Source organism: Sphingobacterium anhuiense, assembly GCF_042686355.1.
Classification (GTDB): domain Bacteria; phylum Bacteroidota; class Bacteroidia; order Sphingobacteriales; family Sphingobacteriaceae; genus Sphingobacterium; species Sphingobacterium anhuiense.
Genome location: NZ_JBHUPE010000001.1, coordinates 159,704 through 178,606, shown reverse-complemented (window position 1 = coordinate 178,606; position 18,903 = coordinate 159,704). Strand labels below are relative to the sequence as shown.

At 36.8% G+C, this 18,903-nt stretch carries 15 protein-coding genes; 4 read left to right on the top strand and 11 right to left on the bottom strand.

Annotated features, from left to right (window positions below):
* Window positions 1–11: 11 nt before the first annotated feature.
* The 3 genes from ACFS6I_RS00740 to ACFS6I_RS00730 are packed head-to-tail and all read right to left on the bottom strand — an operon-like array spanning window position 12 to window position 1,954.
* Window positions 12–827 (bottom strand): undecaprenyl-diphosphate phosphatase, encoded by an 816-nt coding sequence (locus ACFS6I_RS00740; RefSeq protein WP_045754414.1) that lies wholly within the window; start codon window positions 825–827, stop codon window positions 12–14.
* A 15-nt stretch (window positions 828–842) separates the two neighbouring features.
* Window positions 843–1,073, bottom strand: a complete 231-nt coding sequence (locus ACFS6I_RS00735) for a DUF3098 domain-containing protein (RefSeq protein WP_021191640.1) — start codon at window positions 1,071–1,073, stop codon at window positions 843–845.
* A gap of 2 nt (window positions 1,074–1,075) precedes the next feature.
* Entirely contained in the window at window positions 1,076–1,954 is an 879-nt protein-coding gene (locus ACFS6I_RS00730; protein ID WP_021191641.1) for a cell division protein FtsX, read from the bottom strand.
* Window positions 1,955–2,171: 217 nt separating this feature from the next.
* On the opposite strand from ACFS6I_RS00730, the gene leuS reads away from it, so the two are divergent.
* On the top strand, window positions 2,172–4,955 hold the full coding sequence (leuS, locus tag ACFS6I_RS00725) for a leucine--tRNA ligase (RefSeq protein ID WP_380917408.1): 2,784 nt from the start codon (window positions 2,172–2,174) through the stop codon (window positions 4,953–4,955).
* Between the two features lie 237 nt (window positions 4,956–5,192).
* Here leuS and ACFS6I_RS00720 read toward each other — a convergent pair whose 3' ends face one another.
* From ACFS6I_RS00720 to ACFS6I_RS00710, 3 genes are read right to left on the bottom strand one after another with little or no spacing between them, the layout of a single operon-like run.
* Entirely contained in the window at window positions 5,193–5,474 is a 282-nt protein-coding gene (locus ACFS6I_RS00720; RefSeq protein ID WP_132771345.1) for a GNAT family N-acetyltransferase, read from the bottom strand.
* A gap of 58 nt (window positions 5,475–5,532) precedes the next feature.
* The gene (locus ACFS6I_RS00715) at window positions 5,533–6,297 is read right to left on the bottom strand and encodes a TIGR03915 family putative DNA repair protein (RefSeq protein WP_380917406.1); all 765 of its coding nucleotides are present in this window, start codon (window positions 6,295–6,297) and stop codon (window positions 5,533–5,535) included.
* Between the two features lies 1 nt (window position 6,298).
* On the bottom strand, window positions 6,299–7,555 hold the full coding sequence (locus ACFS6I_RS00710; RefSeq protein ID WP_346582560.1) for a putative DNA modification/repair radical SAM protein: 1,257 nt from the start codon (window positions 7,553–7,555) through the stop codon (window positions 6,299–6,301).
* Window positions 7,556–7,791: 236 nt separating this feature from the next.
* On the opposite strand from ACFS6I_RS00710, the gene ACFS6I_RS00705 reads away from it, so the two are divergent.
* The gene (locus tag ACFS6I_RS00705; RefSeq protein ID WP_380917404.1) at window positions 7,792–8,244 is read left to right on the top strand and encodes a GNAT family N-acetyltransferase; all 453 of its coding nucleotides are present in this window, start codon (window positions 7,792–7,794) and stop codon (window positions 8,242–8,244) included.
* A gap of 65 nt (window positions 8,245–8,309) precedes the next feature.
* On the opposite strand, the gene ACFS6I_RS00700 is transcribed toward ACFS6I_RS00705, so the two are convergent.
* The 3 genes from ACFS6I_RS00700 to ACFS6I_RS00690 all read right to left on the bottom strand — a co-directional run bounded on the left by ACFS6I_RS00700 (window position 8,310) and on the right by ACFS6I_RS00690 (window position 11,390).
* Window positions 8,310–9,137 carry a DUF4846 domain-containing protein gene (locus ACFS6I_RS00700; protein WP_380917402.1) on the bottom strand — a complete coding sequence of 276 codons (828 nt, stop codon included), beginning with the start codon at window positions 9,135–9,137 and terminating at the stop codon, window positions 8,310–8,312.
* 11 nt (window positions 9,138–9,148) lie between these two features.
* On the bottom strand, window positions 9,149–10,696 hold the full coding sequence (locus ACFS6I_RS00695) for a DUF3943 domain-containing protein (protein ID WP_380917400.1): 1,548 nt from the start codon (window positions 10,694–10,696) through the stop codon (window positions 9,149–9,151).
* A 106-nt stretch (window positions 10,697–10,802) separates the two neighbouring features.
* Window positions 10,803–11,390 (bottom strand): sugar O-acetyltransferase, encoded by a 588-nt coding sequence (locus ACFS6I_RS00690; protein WP_380917398.1) that lies wholly within the window; start codon window positions 11,388–11,390, stop codon window positions 10,803–10,805.
* A gap of 52 nt (window positions 11,391–11,442) precedes the next feature.
* Between ACFS6I_RS00690 and ACFS6I_RS00685 the strand changes: the two genes are divergently transcribed.
* Both ACFS6I_RS00685 and ACFS6I_RS00680 read left to right on the top strand, forming a co-directional pair.
* Entirely contained in the window at window positions 11,443–12,909 is a 1,467-nt protein-coding gene (locus ACFS6I_RS00685; protein ID WP_380917396.1) for an aminoacyl-histidine dipeptidase, read from the top strand.
* Window positions 12,910–13,383: 474 nt separating this feature from the next.
* The gene (locus ACFS6I_RS00680; RefSeq protein WP_380917394.1) at window positions 13,384–15,966 is read left to right on the top strand and encodes a TonB-dependent receptor; all 2,583 of its coding nucleotides are present in this window, start codon (window positions 13,384–13,386) and stop codon (window positions 15,964–15,966) included.
* Window positions 15,967–16,393: 427 nt separating this feature from the next.
* Here the strand turns inward: ACFS6I_RS00680 and ACFS6I_RS00675 are convergent, their stop codons facing one another.
* Both ACFS6I_RS00675 and ACFS6I_RS00670 read right to left on the bottom strand, forming a co-directional pair.
* Entirely contained in the window at window positions 16,394–17,467 is a 1,074-nt protein-coding gene (locus ACFS6I_RS00675; RefSeq protein WP_132841595.1) for a fatty acid desaturase family protein, read from the bottom strand.
* A gap of 265 nt (window positions 17,468–17,732) precedes the next feature.
* A complete protein-coding gene (locus tag ACFS6I_RS00670) occupies window positions 17,733–18,902 on the bottom strand; it encodes a tetratricopeptide repeat protein (protein WP_380917392.1) in 1,170 nt (389 codons plus the stop codon).
* Window position 18,903: the final 1 nt, after the last annotated feature.

Sequence of the window (18,903 nt, the reverse complement as noted above, 5' to 3'; positions counted from 1 at the left end):
GCGTCAAAGTATTAGTTATTCCAGAAGAATACTAATAAAGCAATACCGATAATAATGCGGTACCAGCCCCAGAATTTAAATCCGTATTTCGTTAAGACGGTAATAAATGATTTAACTGCAATCATAGCTACTATAAATGCGACAACATTGCCGACAATAAAGACGATGATGTTTTCATTACTGGCAAATATCATCTCATAACCTTTCTGCGCATGTGCTGTTCCTTCGCCCCACGTTTTTACAAATACGGAGTAAACTGTTACAGCAAGCATAGTCGGAACTGCTAAGAAGAATGAAAATTCTGCTGCTGCTCTACGGTCTAATCCTTGCGTCAAACCACCGATAATAGATGCTGCTGAACGGGAAGTACCTGGCATCATGGCTAGACATTGCCAAAAACCTATAATTAATGCTTTCTTAATCGGAATCTCTTTTTCATCCAAGATGGTTGGATTCTTGAACCATTTGTCAACAAATAGCAGGACAACACCACCTAATACCAAGACGGTTGAAATAGCGATTTGATTGCCTAATACGGCTTCGATCTTATCGTCCAGTAGTTTTCCTAAAACCAATGCCGGAATAACAGCAATAGCTAGTTTGTAATACAACTGGATATTTTTGATGTCGAAAAATTTCTTCCAGTAGAGAACTACGATGGATAGGATGGCGCCAAATTGGATAGACACCTGGAACATTTTGAGGTATTCACTTTCCTGCATACCCATTAAGGCTGCAGTAAAGCCCATATGGGCTGTAGATGAAATTGGAAGATACTCAGTTAATCCTTCTACAATCGCTAGAAGGATGGCTTCAAATAAGGACATAGTGTAATTCTACTTTTATTTAGATTTTGGTTTGTAAAGAATGGCTACAAAACCCAATGCAAAACCAAGTACTATGACGATGGGAGCTAACGTGATTTTAGTAAAACTATAGATATCTGTATTACCGCTCATAAGCAGGAAACCGATGATAACGATAATGATACTAACAATAAATAATTGATAATTCAATTTTCCGAAAACAAAAGCACCTTTGTTTGTCGTTTCAGATTTTTTGATTTGAGCCATTTTTAACTGTATAAATCGTTAGATTTTGCTTTTAAATATTTGGTTACGGCAAAGTATGTACTTAAGCCAGAAATTAGAATTCCGATTGCGATGACCACGATAAAGATCGCGGCAAATTCGTACCAGTTTCTTAAAAATACCAGTTCTGGAATCTGCTGCTGTGCAAACTTCAGTGTGAATATTAATAATAGGATGGCGATAAGGGAGCCCAATAGTCCATGAATAATACCGTAGGTGATAAATGGTTTACGGATGAAGTTTTTGGTTGCTCCTATTAATTGCATGCTTTTGATCAGGAACCGCTGTGAATAGATTGCCAGACGGATGGTATTGTTGATGAGGGCTACTGCTATCACTAATAAGATCGCGGCAAACGCCAATACTACAATACTGATAATGCGTACATTTTTATTGACCATATCGATAAGCGATTCTTGGTAAACCACTTCTTTGATTCGGGTATTGCGTGAAATTTTGTCTATAAAGGTTTTGATACTATCCGAATTGGCATAATCTTCTTTCATATATACGTCAATAGAAGGAAGCAATGGGTTGTGGCCTAAGTACTGTACAAAGTCTTCGCCTAAATCTTCTTTCAATGATTTTGCAGCTAGTTCTTTGCTAATATATTCTGTACGTAGGACATACTTATCTTTTTCTAGATCCTTTTGCAGTGAAAGTACATCTCCTTCATTGGTGCCATCGTTAACGATAACATTGAGTACGATGTTTTCTTTTACGTATTTCGATAGATTCTTTGCGTGAACAAGTAATAAACCTAGCAATCCAGTCACTAAAAGGACTAGAGCTATACTGATAACAGTAGAGACGTAAACTGATTTTGTCTTTCTTTTTTGCGTGCTTGATTCGTATTCTGACATAATAAGCAATAAAAATTTATTTGCGAAAGTAATGATTTGAGAGGATTTATTCGAATTATTCTTGTAATAACTTTCTTGCGGAAGTATGAAAATTCGCTATATCCTTTGTAATTAACTTTTCAATACTATCATTTATTGTTTAAACTACAAAACTTTTCTTACAATTCGCTATTAAAATCGTAATTTCGCAAGTCTTACAAAATTCCTCAATACAAAAATGGAGTACAATCACAAATCGTTAGAAAAAAAGTGGCAAAAATTTTGGGCCGATCATGAAACATTCAAATCTGCGGATACACATGAAAAACCGAAATATTATGTTTTAGACATGTTTCCTTATCCTTCTGGAGCTGGACTGCACGTCGGTCATCCACTTGGTTATATCGCTTCGGATATTTTTTCAAGATATAAACGTTTAAAAGGTTTTAATGTTTTGCATCCTATGGGATATGATTCGTTCGGTTTACCTGCAGAGCAGTATGCCATTCAGACGGGACAACATCCTGCAATTACGACTGAGGCAAATATAAACCGTTACCGTGAACAATTGGATAACATTGGTTTTTCTTTTGATTGGAGCAGAGAGGTACGTACTTCCGAGCCTTCTTACTATAAGTGGTCGCAATGGATTTTCATGCAACTGTTCAATTCTTGGTATAACAATGATTCGGATAAAGCAGAGTTAATCGATACTTTAATTAGTCGTTTTGAAAAAACTGGTTCAGAGAGAATTAATGCTGTTTCTGATGATGATGTATTAACATTTACAGGAGCGGAATGGCTTGCCTTTGACGAAGAAAAACAACAGCGTGAGTTGTTGAAATACCGTATTGCGTACTTACGTGAAAGTACAGTGAACTGGTGCGCGGCATTAGGGACAGTGCTGGCAAATGACGAAGTGATCAATGGTTTTTCTGAGCGTGGCGGTCATCCGGTGGAGCAGAAGAAAATGATGCAATGGTCGATGCGAATCACTGCCTATGCTGACCGTATGTTGCAAGGTCTGGAGCTTGTGGACTGGCCAGAGCCTTTGGTCGAGATGCAACGTAATTGGATCGGTAAATCGGTGGGTGCATTAGTGAAATTTCCAGTTCCACAATTGGAGACGAATATTGAAGTGTTCACCACCCGTGTCGATACAATATTTGGTGTTTCATTTGTGGTATTGGCTCCGGAGCATGAATTGGTTTCAAAATTAACGACTGCTGATCAGCAGGCTGCAGTTACTGCATATATTGATAAAACAAGTAAAAAATCGGAACTGGACCGAATGTCTGATACAAAAACGGTGTCGGGTGCGTTTACAGGTTCATATGCCAAACACCCAATTACGGGAGAGGATGTTGCGATCTGGATTGCTGATTATGTATTGGCTAGTTATGGTACAGGTGCTGTAATGGCTGTTCCTTCGGGCGATCAACGTGATTATCTGTTCGCAAAGCATTTTGATCTTCCTATCATTCAGATTTCAGATTCACAACAGATCGAAGAGGAGGCTGATCCGAATAAAGAGGGTAAATATATCAACTCTGATTTTATGAACGGCTTGAACTACCAGGAGGGTGTGACTGCTGTAATTGCAAAGTTGGAAGCAATACAATTAGGAAAAGCTAAAATTAACTACCGGATGCGTGATGCGATCTTTGGTCGCCAGCGTTATTGGGGTGAACCGGTTCCGGTTTATTTCAAAAATGGATTGCCTTACTTAATAAAGGAAGAAGAGCTTCCTTTGTTATTGCCAGAGGTGGACAAATACTTACCTACTGAAACGGGCGAACCACCTTTGGGACGTGCGGAAAACTGGAAATACGAAGATCAGTACGAGTATGAATTGAGTACAATGCCAGGATGGGCCGGATCTTCTTGGTACTGGTTCCGTTATATGGATCCTCAGAACGCAGAAGCTTTTGCTTCGAAAGAAGCGGTAGATTACTGGAAAGCTGTTGATTTATATATCGGTGGTTCTGAGCATGCTACAGGTCACTTGCTATACTCACGCTTCTGGAATAAATTTTTGAAAGATTTAGGTTTCCACAATGAGGAAGAGCCTTTCAAGAAACTGATCAATCAAGGGATGATCCAGGGACGTTCTAATTTTGTATACCGCTTATTAGGCGATGAAGGAAAAGCAACAGATACGTATGTTTCTTATGGTTTGAAAGATCAGTACAACACGATTCCATTGCACGTAGATGTTAATATTGTGGTTAACGATGTGCTGAATCTGGAGAAATTTAAAGCGTCGAGACCAGATTATGCCGCTGCTGAATTTATTTTGGAAGACGGTAAGTATGTTTGTGGAACGGAAGTGGAGAAAATGTCTAAATCAAAGTTCAATGTTGTCAACCCTGACGATATTATCGAAGCTTATGGTGCAGATACACTACGTTTGTATGAAATGTTTTTGGGTCCGTTGGAACAGGCAAAACCTTGGAATACGAATGGTATTGAAGGTGTTTACAAATTCTTAAAGAAAGTATGGCGTTTGTTCCATGATGCTGAAGGTAACTTTAATGTGTCGGATGTGGAACCTACAAAAGCGGAATATAAAGCTTTGCATAAGATTATAAAAAAGGCGGAGGATGATATTGAACGTTTTTCATTCAATACGTCGGTTTCAGCTTTTATGATCTGTGTGAATGAGCTTACTGATCTTAAATGTAATAAACGTGCTATTTTAGAACAGCTTGTTGTTGTACTTCAGCCTTATGCACCGCATATTTCGGAAGAGCTGTGGTCGTTATTGGGTAAAGAAGCTGGATCGATCTCGTATGCGACTTATCCGACATTTATTGCTGATTATTTAGTGGAATCGGAATTTGCATATCCGGTATCGATAAACGGTAAGATGAAAATGAACTTATTGTTGGCATTGGATCTAGACGCAAAAGCTGTTGAAGAAGTTGTCCTGTCCAATGAGGATGTACAGCGCTATATGGACGGTAAAGCATTGAAAAAGCTTATTTTTGTTAAAGGGAAGATTATCAATATTGTAGTTTAATCTAAAAACTTTAGAATCATATAAAAAATGCGCTTTTGAATAAATCAAAAGCGCATTTTTTATGTTTTATACTCTTGTTTCTTTCTCGTTTATGATCGCTGAATTTTTATTCTAGCTCTTGCTTTTACACTTGCCGGATTCGGTTATCAGGGTATAGGCACTTTTCGCATTTTATTGTTTTCAGTGCAGTATTCCTAACTTTATAACCAGCACTGTTTTGAAACCTGAAAGTAGGTTTTAAAACAATACATCTTGAAATGCTTCAGTTTTATCAAATACAGATTTTGCAAAAGGGCAAAGGGGCATGATCTTCGCATTTTTTTTGCGGGCATAATCAACTGCTTCGAGTACCATCTTTTTGCCGACACCATTGCCGTTAAATTCCGGGTGTACTTCCGTATGATCAATAATGAATTTATCTTCTCCAGCCCAGGTATATTCCATCAGACCTGCTTCTTTACCATCGATCTCTGCGATTATTTGACCTTTCTTTTCGTTTTCAATGTTTTTTATAGTCATCTCTTTTTAATTTAATAAACAGCTAATTTCTGCCTTTGGTTTTTTAAAAATAAGATTTTTATAACAAATTTTTTTCATTTAAATATTTCCAATAACGTTTTGGTAGACTCTGAACATGTAGTTTTGTGTTTTTTCGTTCCTTGATATTGACTGATTCAAAGTAGTTTTTCCAGAGATCACTGTAGCGTGATTCTTCTTCGTCTAAGTGAATTTCGATTTGATTTTTAGCTAAAGTATCGCTGAATTTAACTTCTGTTACTTCCATTAAATCATAGTAGATGCCATATTTTCGCTTCAGATCATAGATAAGCCATTTTTGGTCTGCATAGCGTTCTTTGAAAAACTTCAGAATTAGTGGTAGAACATTGAAATCAGGTTCTAGATTAGCAAAATATAAACCATCTTTCATTTTTTGAAATCTGACAAATGCTTTTACCCGATGTCTTTCTCTGGAAACAGAGCGAACAATTTTTTTTATCTGTAAGATATCGTCATGGCCATAGTTTTGATTGGCTTTGGTTTCTGATCTAAAATAGTAAATGATACTGCGCAGTATGAGAAGTTCTCGATCTTTGATTTCTGAAAGATGGACATAATAAAGTTCTTGGATCCCCTGAAGACCTATTTTCTTTTCAAGACCGAGGAGTACGCGTCTGGCTTTTTCATTATCTGTGCTGATCAATTCTGGAGCAGTAAAGAGGCCCGTTTGGCTGGATGAAGCATGTTGCTGTATAGCGCCGATCTGCCATTTGTACTCAAAGGAGCAAAAGACACATGTCATTAGTCCTGACCAGGTACCATCGTAGTTCAGTGTTTTTAACATCTTAGAAAAGGGTTAATTGTTGACTGTCGTTTTTAATGTATTTACTACTGGATTGTGCCAGAATATATTGTTTGATATGGGATCCAGGCTTGTCCGCATAGAGTTGCTGAAAACCGAGGCAAGTAATAAAATACTTTGCCCGATTGGTGGCTACTCCTAGCTTTTGCAGGTTTTCGATGCGCAATGGACCGAAGCGTCGGGCCAGAATGATCTTTTTAGCAGACTGTACACCAATACCTGGTACCCGCAAAATAAAATGATAATCTGCTTTATTGATATCGACAGGGAAGGCATGTTGATTGCGTAATGCCCAGCTGAGTTTTGGATCGATATCGAGATCTAGCAAGGGATGATTGTCATTGACAATTTCGTCTGCCCTGAAGCCGTAGAACCGCATGAGCCAATCGGACTGATACAGTCTGTTTTCGCGTACCATAGGAACTGCAGTGCCAATTTCGGGCAAGCGCTTGTCGTAGGAGATGGGTACGTAACCGGAATAGTAGACACGTTTTAAATGATAATTTTTATAAAAATGCTGTGCTGTTTGGATGATATGTTTATCTGATTCGCCGGAAGCGCCAATAATCATTTGTGTACTTTGTCCTGCTGGAGCGAATGTCGGTGTAGATTTGATGATCTTTCTTTCCTCATTTGTTCTGATAATTTCATTTTTTAGATAGCGCATAGGAATGATCATATCTTCCCGGCTTTTATCGGGCGCTAAAAGTTTGAGTCCTTCTTTTGTAGGTATCTCGAGATTGATACTCAAACGGTCGGCATACAATCCAGCCTCATGGACGAGCTCATCGCTTGCTCCAGGAATGGTTTTTAGGTGGATATAGCCATTGAATTTATGTTCCAAACGTAATTTTTTAGCGATGGACACTAATCTTTCCATCGTATAATCGGCATTTTTAAATATACCTGAGCTTAAAAATAGTCCTTCTATGTAGTTCCTCCGATAAAAGTTGATCGTCAGATCGACGACTTCCTGTACGGTGAATGCCGCCCGTTCGATATCATTGCTCTTTCGTGATACGCAGTAAGCACAATCATAAATGCAATGATTGGTTAACAAGATCTTCAACAAGGAAACACAACGTCCATCTTCGGTATAAGAATGACAGATGCCGCCTTGATTGGCATTTCCGATTCCTTTATTTTTATTAGCTCGATTACTTCCGCTCGAACTGCAACTTACGTCGTATTTGGCGGCATCGGCTAAAATATTAAGTTTTTGAACTATACGATCTGACATAACGCTGTTAATTTTAGTAAATATACTAATATTATTAGTTATTTATATCATTTGCGATAATTTATAGCAAATTATTTCATTTATGATATCAGAAATAAAGGAGGTTACTCGAATTTTGTAGCCTACGATGCGATCAATATTTTTAAGGGATTTTTAAATTTCCTACCTTGTATCTGAATTTTTAAGGGGATGTGCATGTACGAAGTTTTGGAATTAAATTCTTCAGTAAGGATAGTATGGAAATAGATAGCTTATATATTGAACAGGTTATTGCAACGAGGACCTGGAAATTACGTAAACAGGTACTGTATCCGGAAGGCTCGTTAAAGGATGTGATGATTGATGCGGATTTTGACGGGACGCACTTCGCGGCTACCATAGCAGGGGAGCTGATAGGGGTAATCTCTGTGTTTAAAATAGAAGAGGGGCACTATCAGTTTCGAAAATTTGCGGTTCTTCCTCATTTTCAGGGAAATGGTATTGGTACTGCACTATTCAAATCTGTTGTTGACTTTTGTCGGTTATGGAATGGTGTTTCGCTTTTTTGTGATGCGCGGATAGCAGCTGTTCCTTTCTATGAAAAACTAGGAATGCATATTAAGGGAGAGCCCTTTTTCAAGAAAGAACTTGAATATGTTCGCATGGAAATCGGTTTATTTAATCAGACCAGACATCAAACTGGTATCTAAAGTGAATAGGTTGAGTCAAGTCGTATCGCATCTAAAGCGCTATTTACCGCGAACGTAACGATGTGCTAATTCCAAGTTTTTAAGTTTTGGGGGTAGAATTTCCATTCAGGTGTTCTGATTACATCGCCAGACAAGACGTACCAAGGGCTTAAAGATTTGTTAACGGGATTATTGATAATCTGCAATTCCTGTGCAGGCATATAACTTTGAGCCATTAAAACCAGTTTCTGACCATCTTTAGGGTTTACGGCTATATCGACAATAATAATAGCATGTCCAATCGGATTTCCTTTTTGGACGAAGGTATCACCTATTTGGACATCATCCATGGATTTGACAGTTGTCAGTTCATCGTGGAGGGAGCTTGTATTGGCATAAGCAAAAATATTCTCTAGGTATTTCCAGTATTTTGGATAGGTGTAATCTCCAGCGGCAAATTGTTCATAATAACGAGGTTTACCATCAGACAGAAAATTGAAATGAATGTCTTTGTATTTCTTATTTTGGTATAAATAGTCAGCTCGCAACCGCATGACAGCATCTGCACATTGATGTAGGTCTCTTTTTCCTATGGGCAGATCGATTACACTTGCGTAGATGTCTCTTCTATCTTTAGTTCTTCCATTATAATAAGTCACGAGTGACTCAATAGGTTTGAGAGGGAGTTGCTGTAAGAAATAACCAAATTCATTTTTTTTATAGTTTTCTCTTTCGTAGCCAACCGGGGGGGTGAATCTGTCTTTAATGGTTTTACCATGGGGATCTATCCATTTCTGATTATAACCATCAACTACATGCAACTGTTCGGGCTTATCTTGAGATTTATTTTGATTGGATGATGCTGTACAGCTATTTAGGACAAAGGGGATAGAAATGAGGTATAAGATCTTCATATGTTTAATTGTTAAAATAAAACATTATATCCCAATGAGAAACGTGCAAATGGGTAGCTTTTGTTGATGTCAGGATAGTCTTTGAAATTACCTTCTAATCTAAAATAACCAGAATTCATGTTTAAAGAGAAGTTTTTCAATAGACGTAGACTTCCACTAATCGATGCTGTATGTAAAAAATAATGGGATTCATTGCCACTTAAGGTAACAAAATAACCACCATGGTATTGTGCTCCGAATTTAAATCTGTTCAGCACACTGATTTCTCCTGAACCGCGGACATCGACACCTGGTCCGTAATTGTAATTACGGCTTTCTCCAAAGAGGAGGTAGGGATCAGGAACTGCGGCCAGTATGACAGGACCACCGCCTATAGTTGTTGTTAAGCGATTCTTGCCTCCTAAACTAAAGTTTGATATGACGTTGTAATTCATACTTTGTGCTCCGTAGAAGAAGGCTTCATTATGATAGAAGTCATAATTTGCAGAGAGGACTCCGAGATGTCTACCCGGAAGATTTTTGATAATGCGTTTTCCGTAGAGTGACGCATATACGTTTACGGTGTTGACAAATGAGCTGTCGTCTCCGCCAACCTCCAGATTGACATAGAAATCATCAAACGGTTTTTTGTTTTCGATGTTGTCATTGGTATAGATCAAGCTTAACCGAACAAAATAATCTGTTTTTCCTTTTGTGATAATATCCAGGTCTTTTGTGTCAAAACGGCGGAAACCAAAATCGACCTCGGCTTTGACTTTAGAAGAATCAATAACAGCCCCTTTTACGACTCTTCCCCAACGGCCGTCCAATAGACGATTTAGCCCGTTGACTGGATTAATGAAAAAAGCTAATACTTCTTTTCCTTGCCGCTCGGCTAAGGAACTGGTCGGTCTGGACAGTACATTTTGTGAAATACGGTGTGTTATTTCCCCTAATATAATGCCACCATAGGTTGTGTTTACTAAATCATTGATTGAAGGGGCCTGTGTCTCTCCTGCAGTTTCCCAGATAAAGCTTCCTGCTAAAGTGGCAAGGGAGGATTGAAGAAAGCTATAGTTGTTGGATCTGAATGCATTAAAATACAGTTGACCATGATAAGGGTGGGCAATTTGATTTGTAGCAAATGCATTGTCGTCCCATGCCCATGCACTTGGTTTAAGATGTTTGAACCAGTTGTTTAACGTGATGTGCGAGTAGGGGTCTTTTCTGATGAAGTAGTTGAAAGAAGCTGGTAATGCCTGAAACATGAACCATTCGGTCGCCGCTCTTGCAAAGTGTTTCCGTGGGTTGTGATTGATGGTATCCTGATAGTTTGGAATCTGATAGCTCTTATTTACATAACTTTGCTTTACAGAGTTATTTGAATAAGGAGTGACCTGATTGTCGCTTATGACCGTATCGGTGTTGTGTTTTTCATTTAAAGGTTTAAATTTATTTACGGTATCTCGATATTCCTGTATATATTCTTGTGCATAAAGAGGTCGTGCAATAGTAATAACCAATAATAGGAGTGGCAAAATAAAAAAGGAAATAGAAGCTCGTTTCTTTGTTGTAATCATATCTATACTTCAGGCTTAATTTCTTAAACAAGTAATAAACTTAAATAGTTTTAAACTTAATCGGAAAAATATTACTGTTACGCAATCAATCTTGACTTAAGTTTGATTAATCTGAGCCTGCTTCTGTCAATTCCAGTCTGTCTGCTTCCGTAATTGGCCGAATGATCTGACATGGGTTTCCTGCGGCGATGACATTGGCTGGTATGTTTTTGGTGACTACGGAGCCGGAACCAATAATACTGTTTTCACCGATCTCTATGCCAGGATTAACAATAACATTGCCTCCTAACCAGACATTGTCTGCTATGTTGATCGGCTTAGAACATTGCCATCCTTTTGCGCGGTCTTCAGGATGGATCGCATGAGTGGACGTAAATAATGAAACATTCGGGCCGAATAAGACATTTTTACCAATTGTAATCGGAGCAGCATCTAGCAGAGTGCAGTTATAATTGGCGAAAAAATTGTCGTCTATAGAAATGTTGAAACCATAGTCGCAATAAAAAGGGGGTTCAATAAAAAAACGGTTGGATTTCGTGTTAAGTAGATTTTTAATGATGATCTGTCGTTCTTTAAAAGATTTTGGTTCGGCATCATTAAATTTCTTTAACTGCATTTTTGCATGGAGTCTTTTCTCGAAAAGCTCTTTTCCAGATTCACGATAATATTGATTCGTTAGATTCTTATTGTCCATGGGCCGAAATTACTTCAAAAAAACTAACTTTGTTGTTGAAATAGAAAAAATTATGGCAAATAATAATTTAGATGCCTTAGCTCCTCAAGAGCTATGGGCGAATTTTTCTGCATTGAATGCAGTTCCGCGTGCTTCGAAGAAAGAAGAACGTGTTATCGCATTTATGATAGATTTTGGTAAAAGCTTGGGTCTTGAGGTTACTGAAGATCATGTTGGGAATGTCCTGATAAAAAAAGCGGCAACTGCTGGTATGGAAGACCGTAAAACGGTCGTACTGCAATCCCACTTGGATATGGTTCATCAAAAAAATAACGATACTATTTTTGATTTTGATACGCAGGGTATCGATATGTTTGTGGATGGTGATTGGGTAAAGGCAAAAGGCACGACTTTAGGTGCAGATAATGGAATTGGTGTTGCTACAATTATGACCATTTTAGCTTCCAAAGAACTGGAGCATCCTGCAATCGAAGCCTTGTTTACGATTGATGAAGAAACGGGTATGACTGGAGCAATGGGGTTGCAAGGTGGTGTATTGACTGGAGATATTTTATTAAACCTGGATACGGAGGAGGATGATGAACTTGATATCGGGTGTGCAGGTGGAATTGATGTGACAGCTACTAAGTCTTATCAAGAGGAGGCTAGTCCCTCTGGAGCTGTTGCTTTTGAAATTGTTGTCAAGGGCCTTAATGGCGGTCATTCAGGAATTGAGATTCATAAAGGTTTGGGGAATGCGAATAAAATCATGAACCGCCTTTTGTATAAATCTTATGATGAGTTTGGTTTACAGCTTTCAACTCTAAATGGTGGAAGTCTTCGGAATGCAATCCCGCGTGAGTCTACTGCAACGGTAATTGTTTCTTCTGAACATGAGGATAATTTTGCGTCAGATTTAGCTCCTCTTATTGAAGCTATTAAAACTGAGTTTAAAACAGTAGATGGTGGATTGACAATATCAATTGAAAAATTGACCACTGTTCCTGCTGCTGTTCTTTCTGCTCAAGATCAGGAGTTGTTGATCAATGCAATCTATGCGGCACATAATGGTGTTTACCGTGTGAGCGCATACTTTGAAGATCTTGTGGAAACTTCTAATAATATTGCTAAAGTGAGTGTTGGTGATGGAAAAATGAGTATTAAATGCTTAACACGATCATCTGTTGAAAGTTCTAAAATAGACTTAGCACAATCTTTGGAAGCTGGTTTTTCAATAGCTGGATTTGATGTTGTATTTTCAGGATCTTACCCTGGATGGACACCAAATGCTGATTCTGAAATTTTAGAGGTTTTGAAACGTATTTATATTGAACAGCATGAAGAGGAGCCGAAGGTGGTTGCGTGCCATGCTGGACTGGAATGTGGAATTTTGGGAACGAATTATCCTGAAATGGATATGATTTCCTTTGGACCAACTATTTTGGGTGCGCACTCTCCGGCAGAGCGGGTATCCATTTCTTCAGTTCAGAAATATTGGGAATTTGTGAAACAAATTTTAAAAGAAATTCCTAAAAAATAGGATATTGTATCAAAAATAAAAAAAGGCTTAAATTTAATTTTAAGCCTTTTTTTATTTTTCTCTATTGCTATTTTAATAAAGTTTGTATATATTTACTTTAGATCGATTTTAATTAAGGTTACGTGTCATTACTTTTATTTAAAATAACCTTGATCTTCATGTTTGGCATTCCCATGCTACTGCTGTAAAATATAGTTTAAGAAGGCCTGCCTTGCATTTATTCAAAAAGGACAAAGTTTTATTCTGACTAGAATTGCCAATGTGGTAATTTAGACTCGTTTTTGTAATTAAATATTCAAAATATATCCTTGTGTTTTTATGACTTTAAAATACATTTGTTTGTTTAATGTTATTTTATCAAAATTTTAAGTGTCAAAAAAGATGTTTTAACATATTCATTTCATGTTAAAATTAGTTAAATAGATATGGGAGTTTTACTTTTGCAGCATCAAAACTATATCAAACACATCTTACATGAAAAAGTCTCTACTTTTTTTTGCTCTTGCTGTCGGGAGTTATGGAACTATCCATGCACAAACAACAACAAGCAGTGTTACAGGGATTGTAAAACAATCTACTGGACAAACAACGACAGGTGCAACTATTAAAATTACGCATCAGTCAAGCGGAGCCACCTTCAGCGGATCGGCAGATTCGAATGGACGTTTTAACATCGCAAATCTTCAAGAGGGCGGACCTTACAAAATTGAAGTTACCTACATCGGTCAAAAACCAGTTGTTTACGATAATGTCTTCTTGAAAGCCGGTGAAGCACTACAATTAGATCCTGTTTTTGCAGAATCATCTGAAACAAATTTAGGAGAAGTTGTTGTTGTAGGTCGTGGTTTAATTGATATCGCGGAAGATCGTAAAACTCCGATCGCTGTTTCTACAATCTCGAAACAAATCATCGAAGAAAAAGTGGGTGCAATGGATATCACTGCTTCCATGGTCAATACACCTGGTGTATACGTATCAGGTCAATCAAAAGGTTTTGGGGAATCTTCCATGACAACACGTGGCTTTGATCAATCTAACACAGCGTTCTTATTAAATGGCCAACCGATCAATGGTATGGATAACGGTCGTGTTTTTTGGTCTAACTGGAGTGGTTTGTCAGATATTGCTTCTTTAGTACAAATTCAACGTGGTTTAGGTTCCTCAAAATTAGCGATCTCTTCAGTAGGGGGTACGATTAACTTTGTGACTAAATCTACAGATATGCAACAAGGTGGTTTTGTTAAAACAACTATCGGTAACGATATGTTTGTAAAATCTACGATTGCTTACAACACCGGTTTGATGAAAAGTGGATTTGCAGTATCTGCAATGGTTACTGGGTGGCAAGGAAATGGTTACATGAAAGGTACTGAAGGTGCTGGCCAAAACTATTTCTTATCTGTTGGATATAAAGTAAACGAGAAGCACAACTTAAACTTAATGGTTACAGGTGCTCCACAATGGCATAACCAAGCTTTTAATGCATCATTAAGTACTTTCTTGAAAGAGGGAAGAAAGTTTAATCCAAATGTTGGTATCGTCAATGGTGTGGAAAGAAATGTTCGTAAAAACTACTACCACAAACCTGTTGCTAACTTAAACTGGGATTGGACAATTGATGATAAATCTTCATTATCGACTGTATTGTATGCTTCTGTCGCTAGTGGTGGTGGTCAATCTAGCCGTACTGAAAGAGATGTAAACCCAACACCTTTTTTAGCGTCTCAAGTAAATAACCACCAATGGTATGGTGTGGTCTCTAATTATAACCGTAAATTGAGTGATAACCTGAACTTTAATGTTGGTTTTGATTTACGTGACTATAAAGGCGAACATTATATTCAAGTTACAGATAAGTTAGGTCAAGAAACCATTTCCCATAAAGGTAATGTTAACTATGGTACAATGACTACTTCTAATACTTATAGCACTAATCCTTGGAAGTCTTTTGGAGATAAACCAAAAAATGCAGAAGATCGCTTAGGATGGGATTATGAACAAATGATTAGATATGCTGGTTTATTTGGGCAGTTGGAATATGCAAAAGATGGTTTCTCAGCATTCTTCCAAGGTTCCCTTTCAGGTCAACAAAACAGTAGACAGGATTATTACTTATATAAAATAGGTGAAGGTAAATCTAAAGATGTAAATAACTTGGGCTACAATGTAAAAGGCGGTGCAAGTTATACATTAGGTAACCATACAATCTTTGGTAATGCAGGGTTGTATTCACGCCAACCTTTTCAGAACAATATCTTCATGAATTACAGAAATGATGTAAATGCAGAAGCTAGAAATGAAGAAATTATAGGTTTAGAAGCTGGTTATAAATTTGCATCTGAGTATTTTGACGTAAATGTCAATGCATACAAAACAACTTGGGCCCACCGTGTGACTGGAAGTTCTAAAAATGCTACTGCAAAAGATGTTGCTAAATACAATCCGACGAATGACCCTTCTATTTTGGTAGAAGGCGATTACCTATACTTTTCTAATTACGGCGTAAAACAAGACCACAAAGGAATTGAATTGGATTTCGTAGCTCGTCCATTCCGTGGTTTTGAATTAAAAGGTTTCGCTTCTATTGGTGATTGGAAATATGATGGTAGCGCAACAACAATTGTCCGTAATGAAAAACGTGAAGAATTAACAATAGAGAAAAGAGATTTAACGGGTGTTAAAGTTGGAGAAGCATCTCAAACGAGTTTTGGTTTAGGGGCTAAATACAGAATTGTAAAAGGGTTTTCAATCGATGCTGATTACAGACGTTATGAGGATCTGTATGGTTCATTACCAGCAAACACTCCTACATTGAAATTGCCAAATTACGAATTGTTTGATGCAGGTGTATCTTATCGTTTGGATGTTAGTCCTAAAAACTCAATGAGTTTCCGTGTGAATGTCAATAACATCTTTGATACGTTATATATCTCTGAAGCAAATTCGAATGTTGATCCGACAGCTGGTTCGCAATATTGGAAGGGTATTGATACTTCAAACTCCGTATTAATGGGGTGGGGACGTACATGGAATGCTTCTGTGAAATTCACATTCTAAGCAGTTACAAAAGAAAAACATAATTATACTTCTTCAAAGCCGTTGCAATTTATTGCAACGGCTTTTTATTTTTCGGCTTCATTACCACCAATGCTCGCTTGCCCTTTACTTTGTCATTATTTAAGGCTCCTGATCAATATGCTTATCCTACAAGCTGAAATTTTGGAAATCTATTCTTTATTTCTTTGGTGTAATTAGTAATGATTGATAAACCTTTAAGCATGTGTAAGATTATAGGGATAATGCGATGGAATTGTTGTATTGGTATTGTGAAGTTTGTGGGGTAGTGGCGTAATGCTATTGCCATAATGGGATTTCGGTGGTATAAAATAAGGATGTATTAATGTAATTTCCTTGATGTTATTATAGGAAGCAAAAAAAAGGCTAAACATCATCTGCTTAGCCTTTCTATATTTTTTAACGTTATCTATCTTGACATGGACTGAATCACGCTCACATGTGATTTAAATGCTGAATTGAATGTTTTGTATTCAAGATATTTAACATTGAACTCCAGACAGGTTTCTCTGACCAATTTATTAATCGCGGGATAGTGGATGTGACTTATCTTAGGGAATAAATGATGTTCAACCTGATAATTTAAACCACCTAGAATCCAAGTTAGAAATTTGTTTTTTGTAGCAAAATTAGCTGTAGAGCTCAATTGGTGAATCATCCACTCATTTTCCATTTTTGTTGGGTCTGCAGTCTCTTCTATGGCAACAAATTCTGTTTCAGTTACGACGTGCGCAAGTTGGAATACGGTTGCCAAACAGATCCCACAAGCGATACCTGAAATTAGTAATCCAACTAATGTTGGTAACCATCCTACCACTAAAACTGGGATAACGATGAAAATACTGATGTGAATAATTTTACTTACCCAAAAGATCACTTTTTCACGTAAAGGGAAATCGAATGATTTCTTTTTGCTTCCCATGGCTTCAAGAAAATATTTCTCATAATCTTGATAGAAAATCCAAGCTAAGTAGGAGATGCTATATAGAACCATAAAATAATATTTCTGGTAGGAGTGATGCTTTTTTAATTCTTGGTCTTTATGCACACGCATAAATTTGATATCAATATCATGATCTTCACCTTCAATGTTGGTATAAGTATGATGTGCAATATTGTGCTTCAATTTCCAGAAATAAATATTTCCACCCATTAGATTAAGACTGTAGGATAGGGCGCTGTTTAGTCTCTTACTATTAGAGAATGTATCATGTCCGGCATCGTGCATCACATTGAATCCGATTGCAGCAAAATTTATCCCAAGTAAAATTAATACAAGAACGCTGATTAACCAATGGGGTTGAATTACAATTAATGTGATGTAGAAAGATATAGCGGTTACAAACAGGATGATTGCTTTTGTTAGTACTCTTTTTTCTCCTGTTTTCTGGATTTTATTAGTTTTGAAATAATCGTTAATTCTTTCCTTTAAAGATTTAGAAAATAATGTATTAACATTATTAAATTTTATTGTTGTTTTCATTGAGATCGTTTAACTCTGTTAAAAAATAATAGTAAAAATTAGGTTTACATACAGAGCTTAAATTATAATTTTTATAAAGATAACAAATATTTTTTTTAATGATGTTAATTTAAGTTAAAGCTTTTAAAAACTAATTATAGCCCGATCCAAACTTTTTAGAAGGTTTGAGACGATTCAAAAAATGTTTTCTTTGTAGAATTTCTATAAAAAACAAGAAGGGGATTGCAATACATGCAATCCCCTTCTTTATAAATACTAAGTAAACTTAGTTTAAAGCATTAATCTGAGCTGTGATTTCAGTTGTTTTAGCTTCATCTTGCATGAAAACATAGTAGTTTTTCAAGTTTGTCAAAGCATCTATATTTTTAGGTTGTAATTGTACCGCTTTTGTTAGATAAACTAAAGCAGGTTTAATCTCTTCCTTAATTTTAGCTACTCCTTCGTTGTATTTTGCTTGGCTCAATGATCTATCGTTGTTTAAAACATTTAATTTTTCACGTACACCATTCATCATTGTGATCGCAATATTTGTATTTGCTTCAAAATAATCAGGATCTACAGCTAAAGCCTTTTTATATGCTTCAATTGCAGCAGCATCATTTTTATTTGCTGAATGAGCGATTCCTAAATAGTAATTTAAGCTTTTGTTATTTGGATCTTTTGCCAATTGCGCAGTGATGCCCGCTAAAATTTCTTTTTCGCGACCAGCGATTAAATTGAATTCAATGTTTTGAACTGCAGCTGCATTATCATCCGGATACATTTCTACTGCTTTTGCTGCATAATCCAATGCAGATGCGGTATCTTTAGCTGATAAATATAATTTTGGTAAGTCTACAACAATTTGTTTATGTGAAGAAAATTCTTTTGAAGGAATAAGCTCTTTATATTTCGCAATTGCTTTGGCATAATCATTACTTTGAAGAGCTGAAATACCACCATAATAGATTAATGTTGTATCACCTGGCAAATATGTTAATGCTTTTTCAAAAGAGTCATATGCTTCTTTGTATTTTTGACCTTGGTATTCTTCAGCACCAAGATTGAAGTTGAATTGACCTAATACTTGTTCAGAGACACGAATATTATCTTTATTTGCGCCATCTTTATCCAATTCTTTAGCTTTAACAATTGCATCTTCAGCTTTTTTTGCTTCATCAGCAGACTTATCTAAATTAGCTAAGTTTGCATAAACCAATGAATAGATCGTCCATGCTTCTGCATTATCTTTTGTTTTCTCATGAACAACAGCCAAATCAATAGCTTCTTGTGCAGTTTTTAAATTTGGCAGTGCCAATTGTGGCGTACCTGCACCCTTCAGCTCTTCGAATTTTGCTATACTTGTTTTTGCCTTATTAACATTATTTTTTTGTGCATAAACAGATGTACCTGCTGATGCCACAGCTGCCAATAATAATAATGATTTAATGTTCATC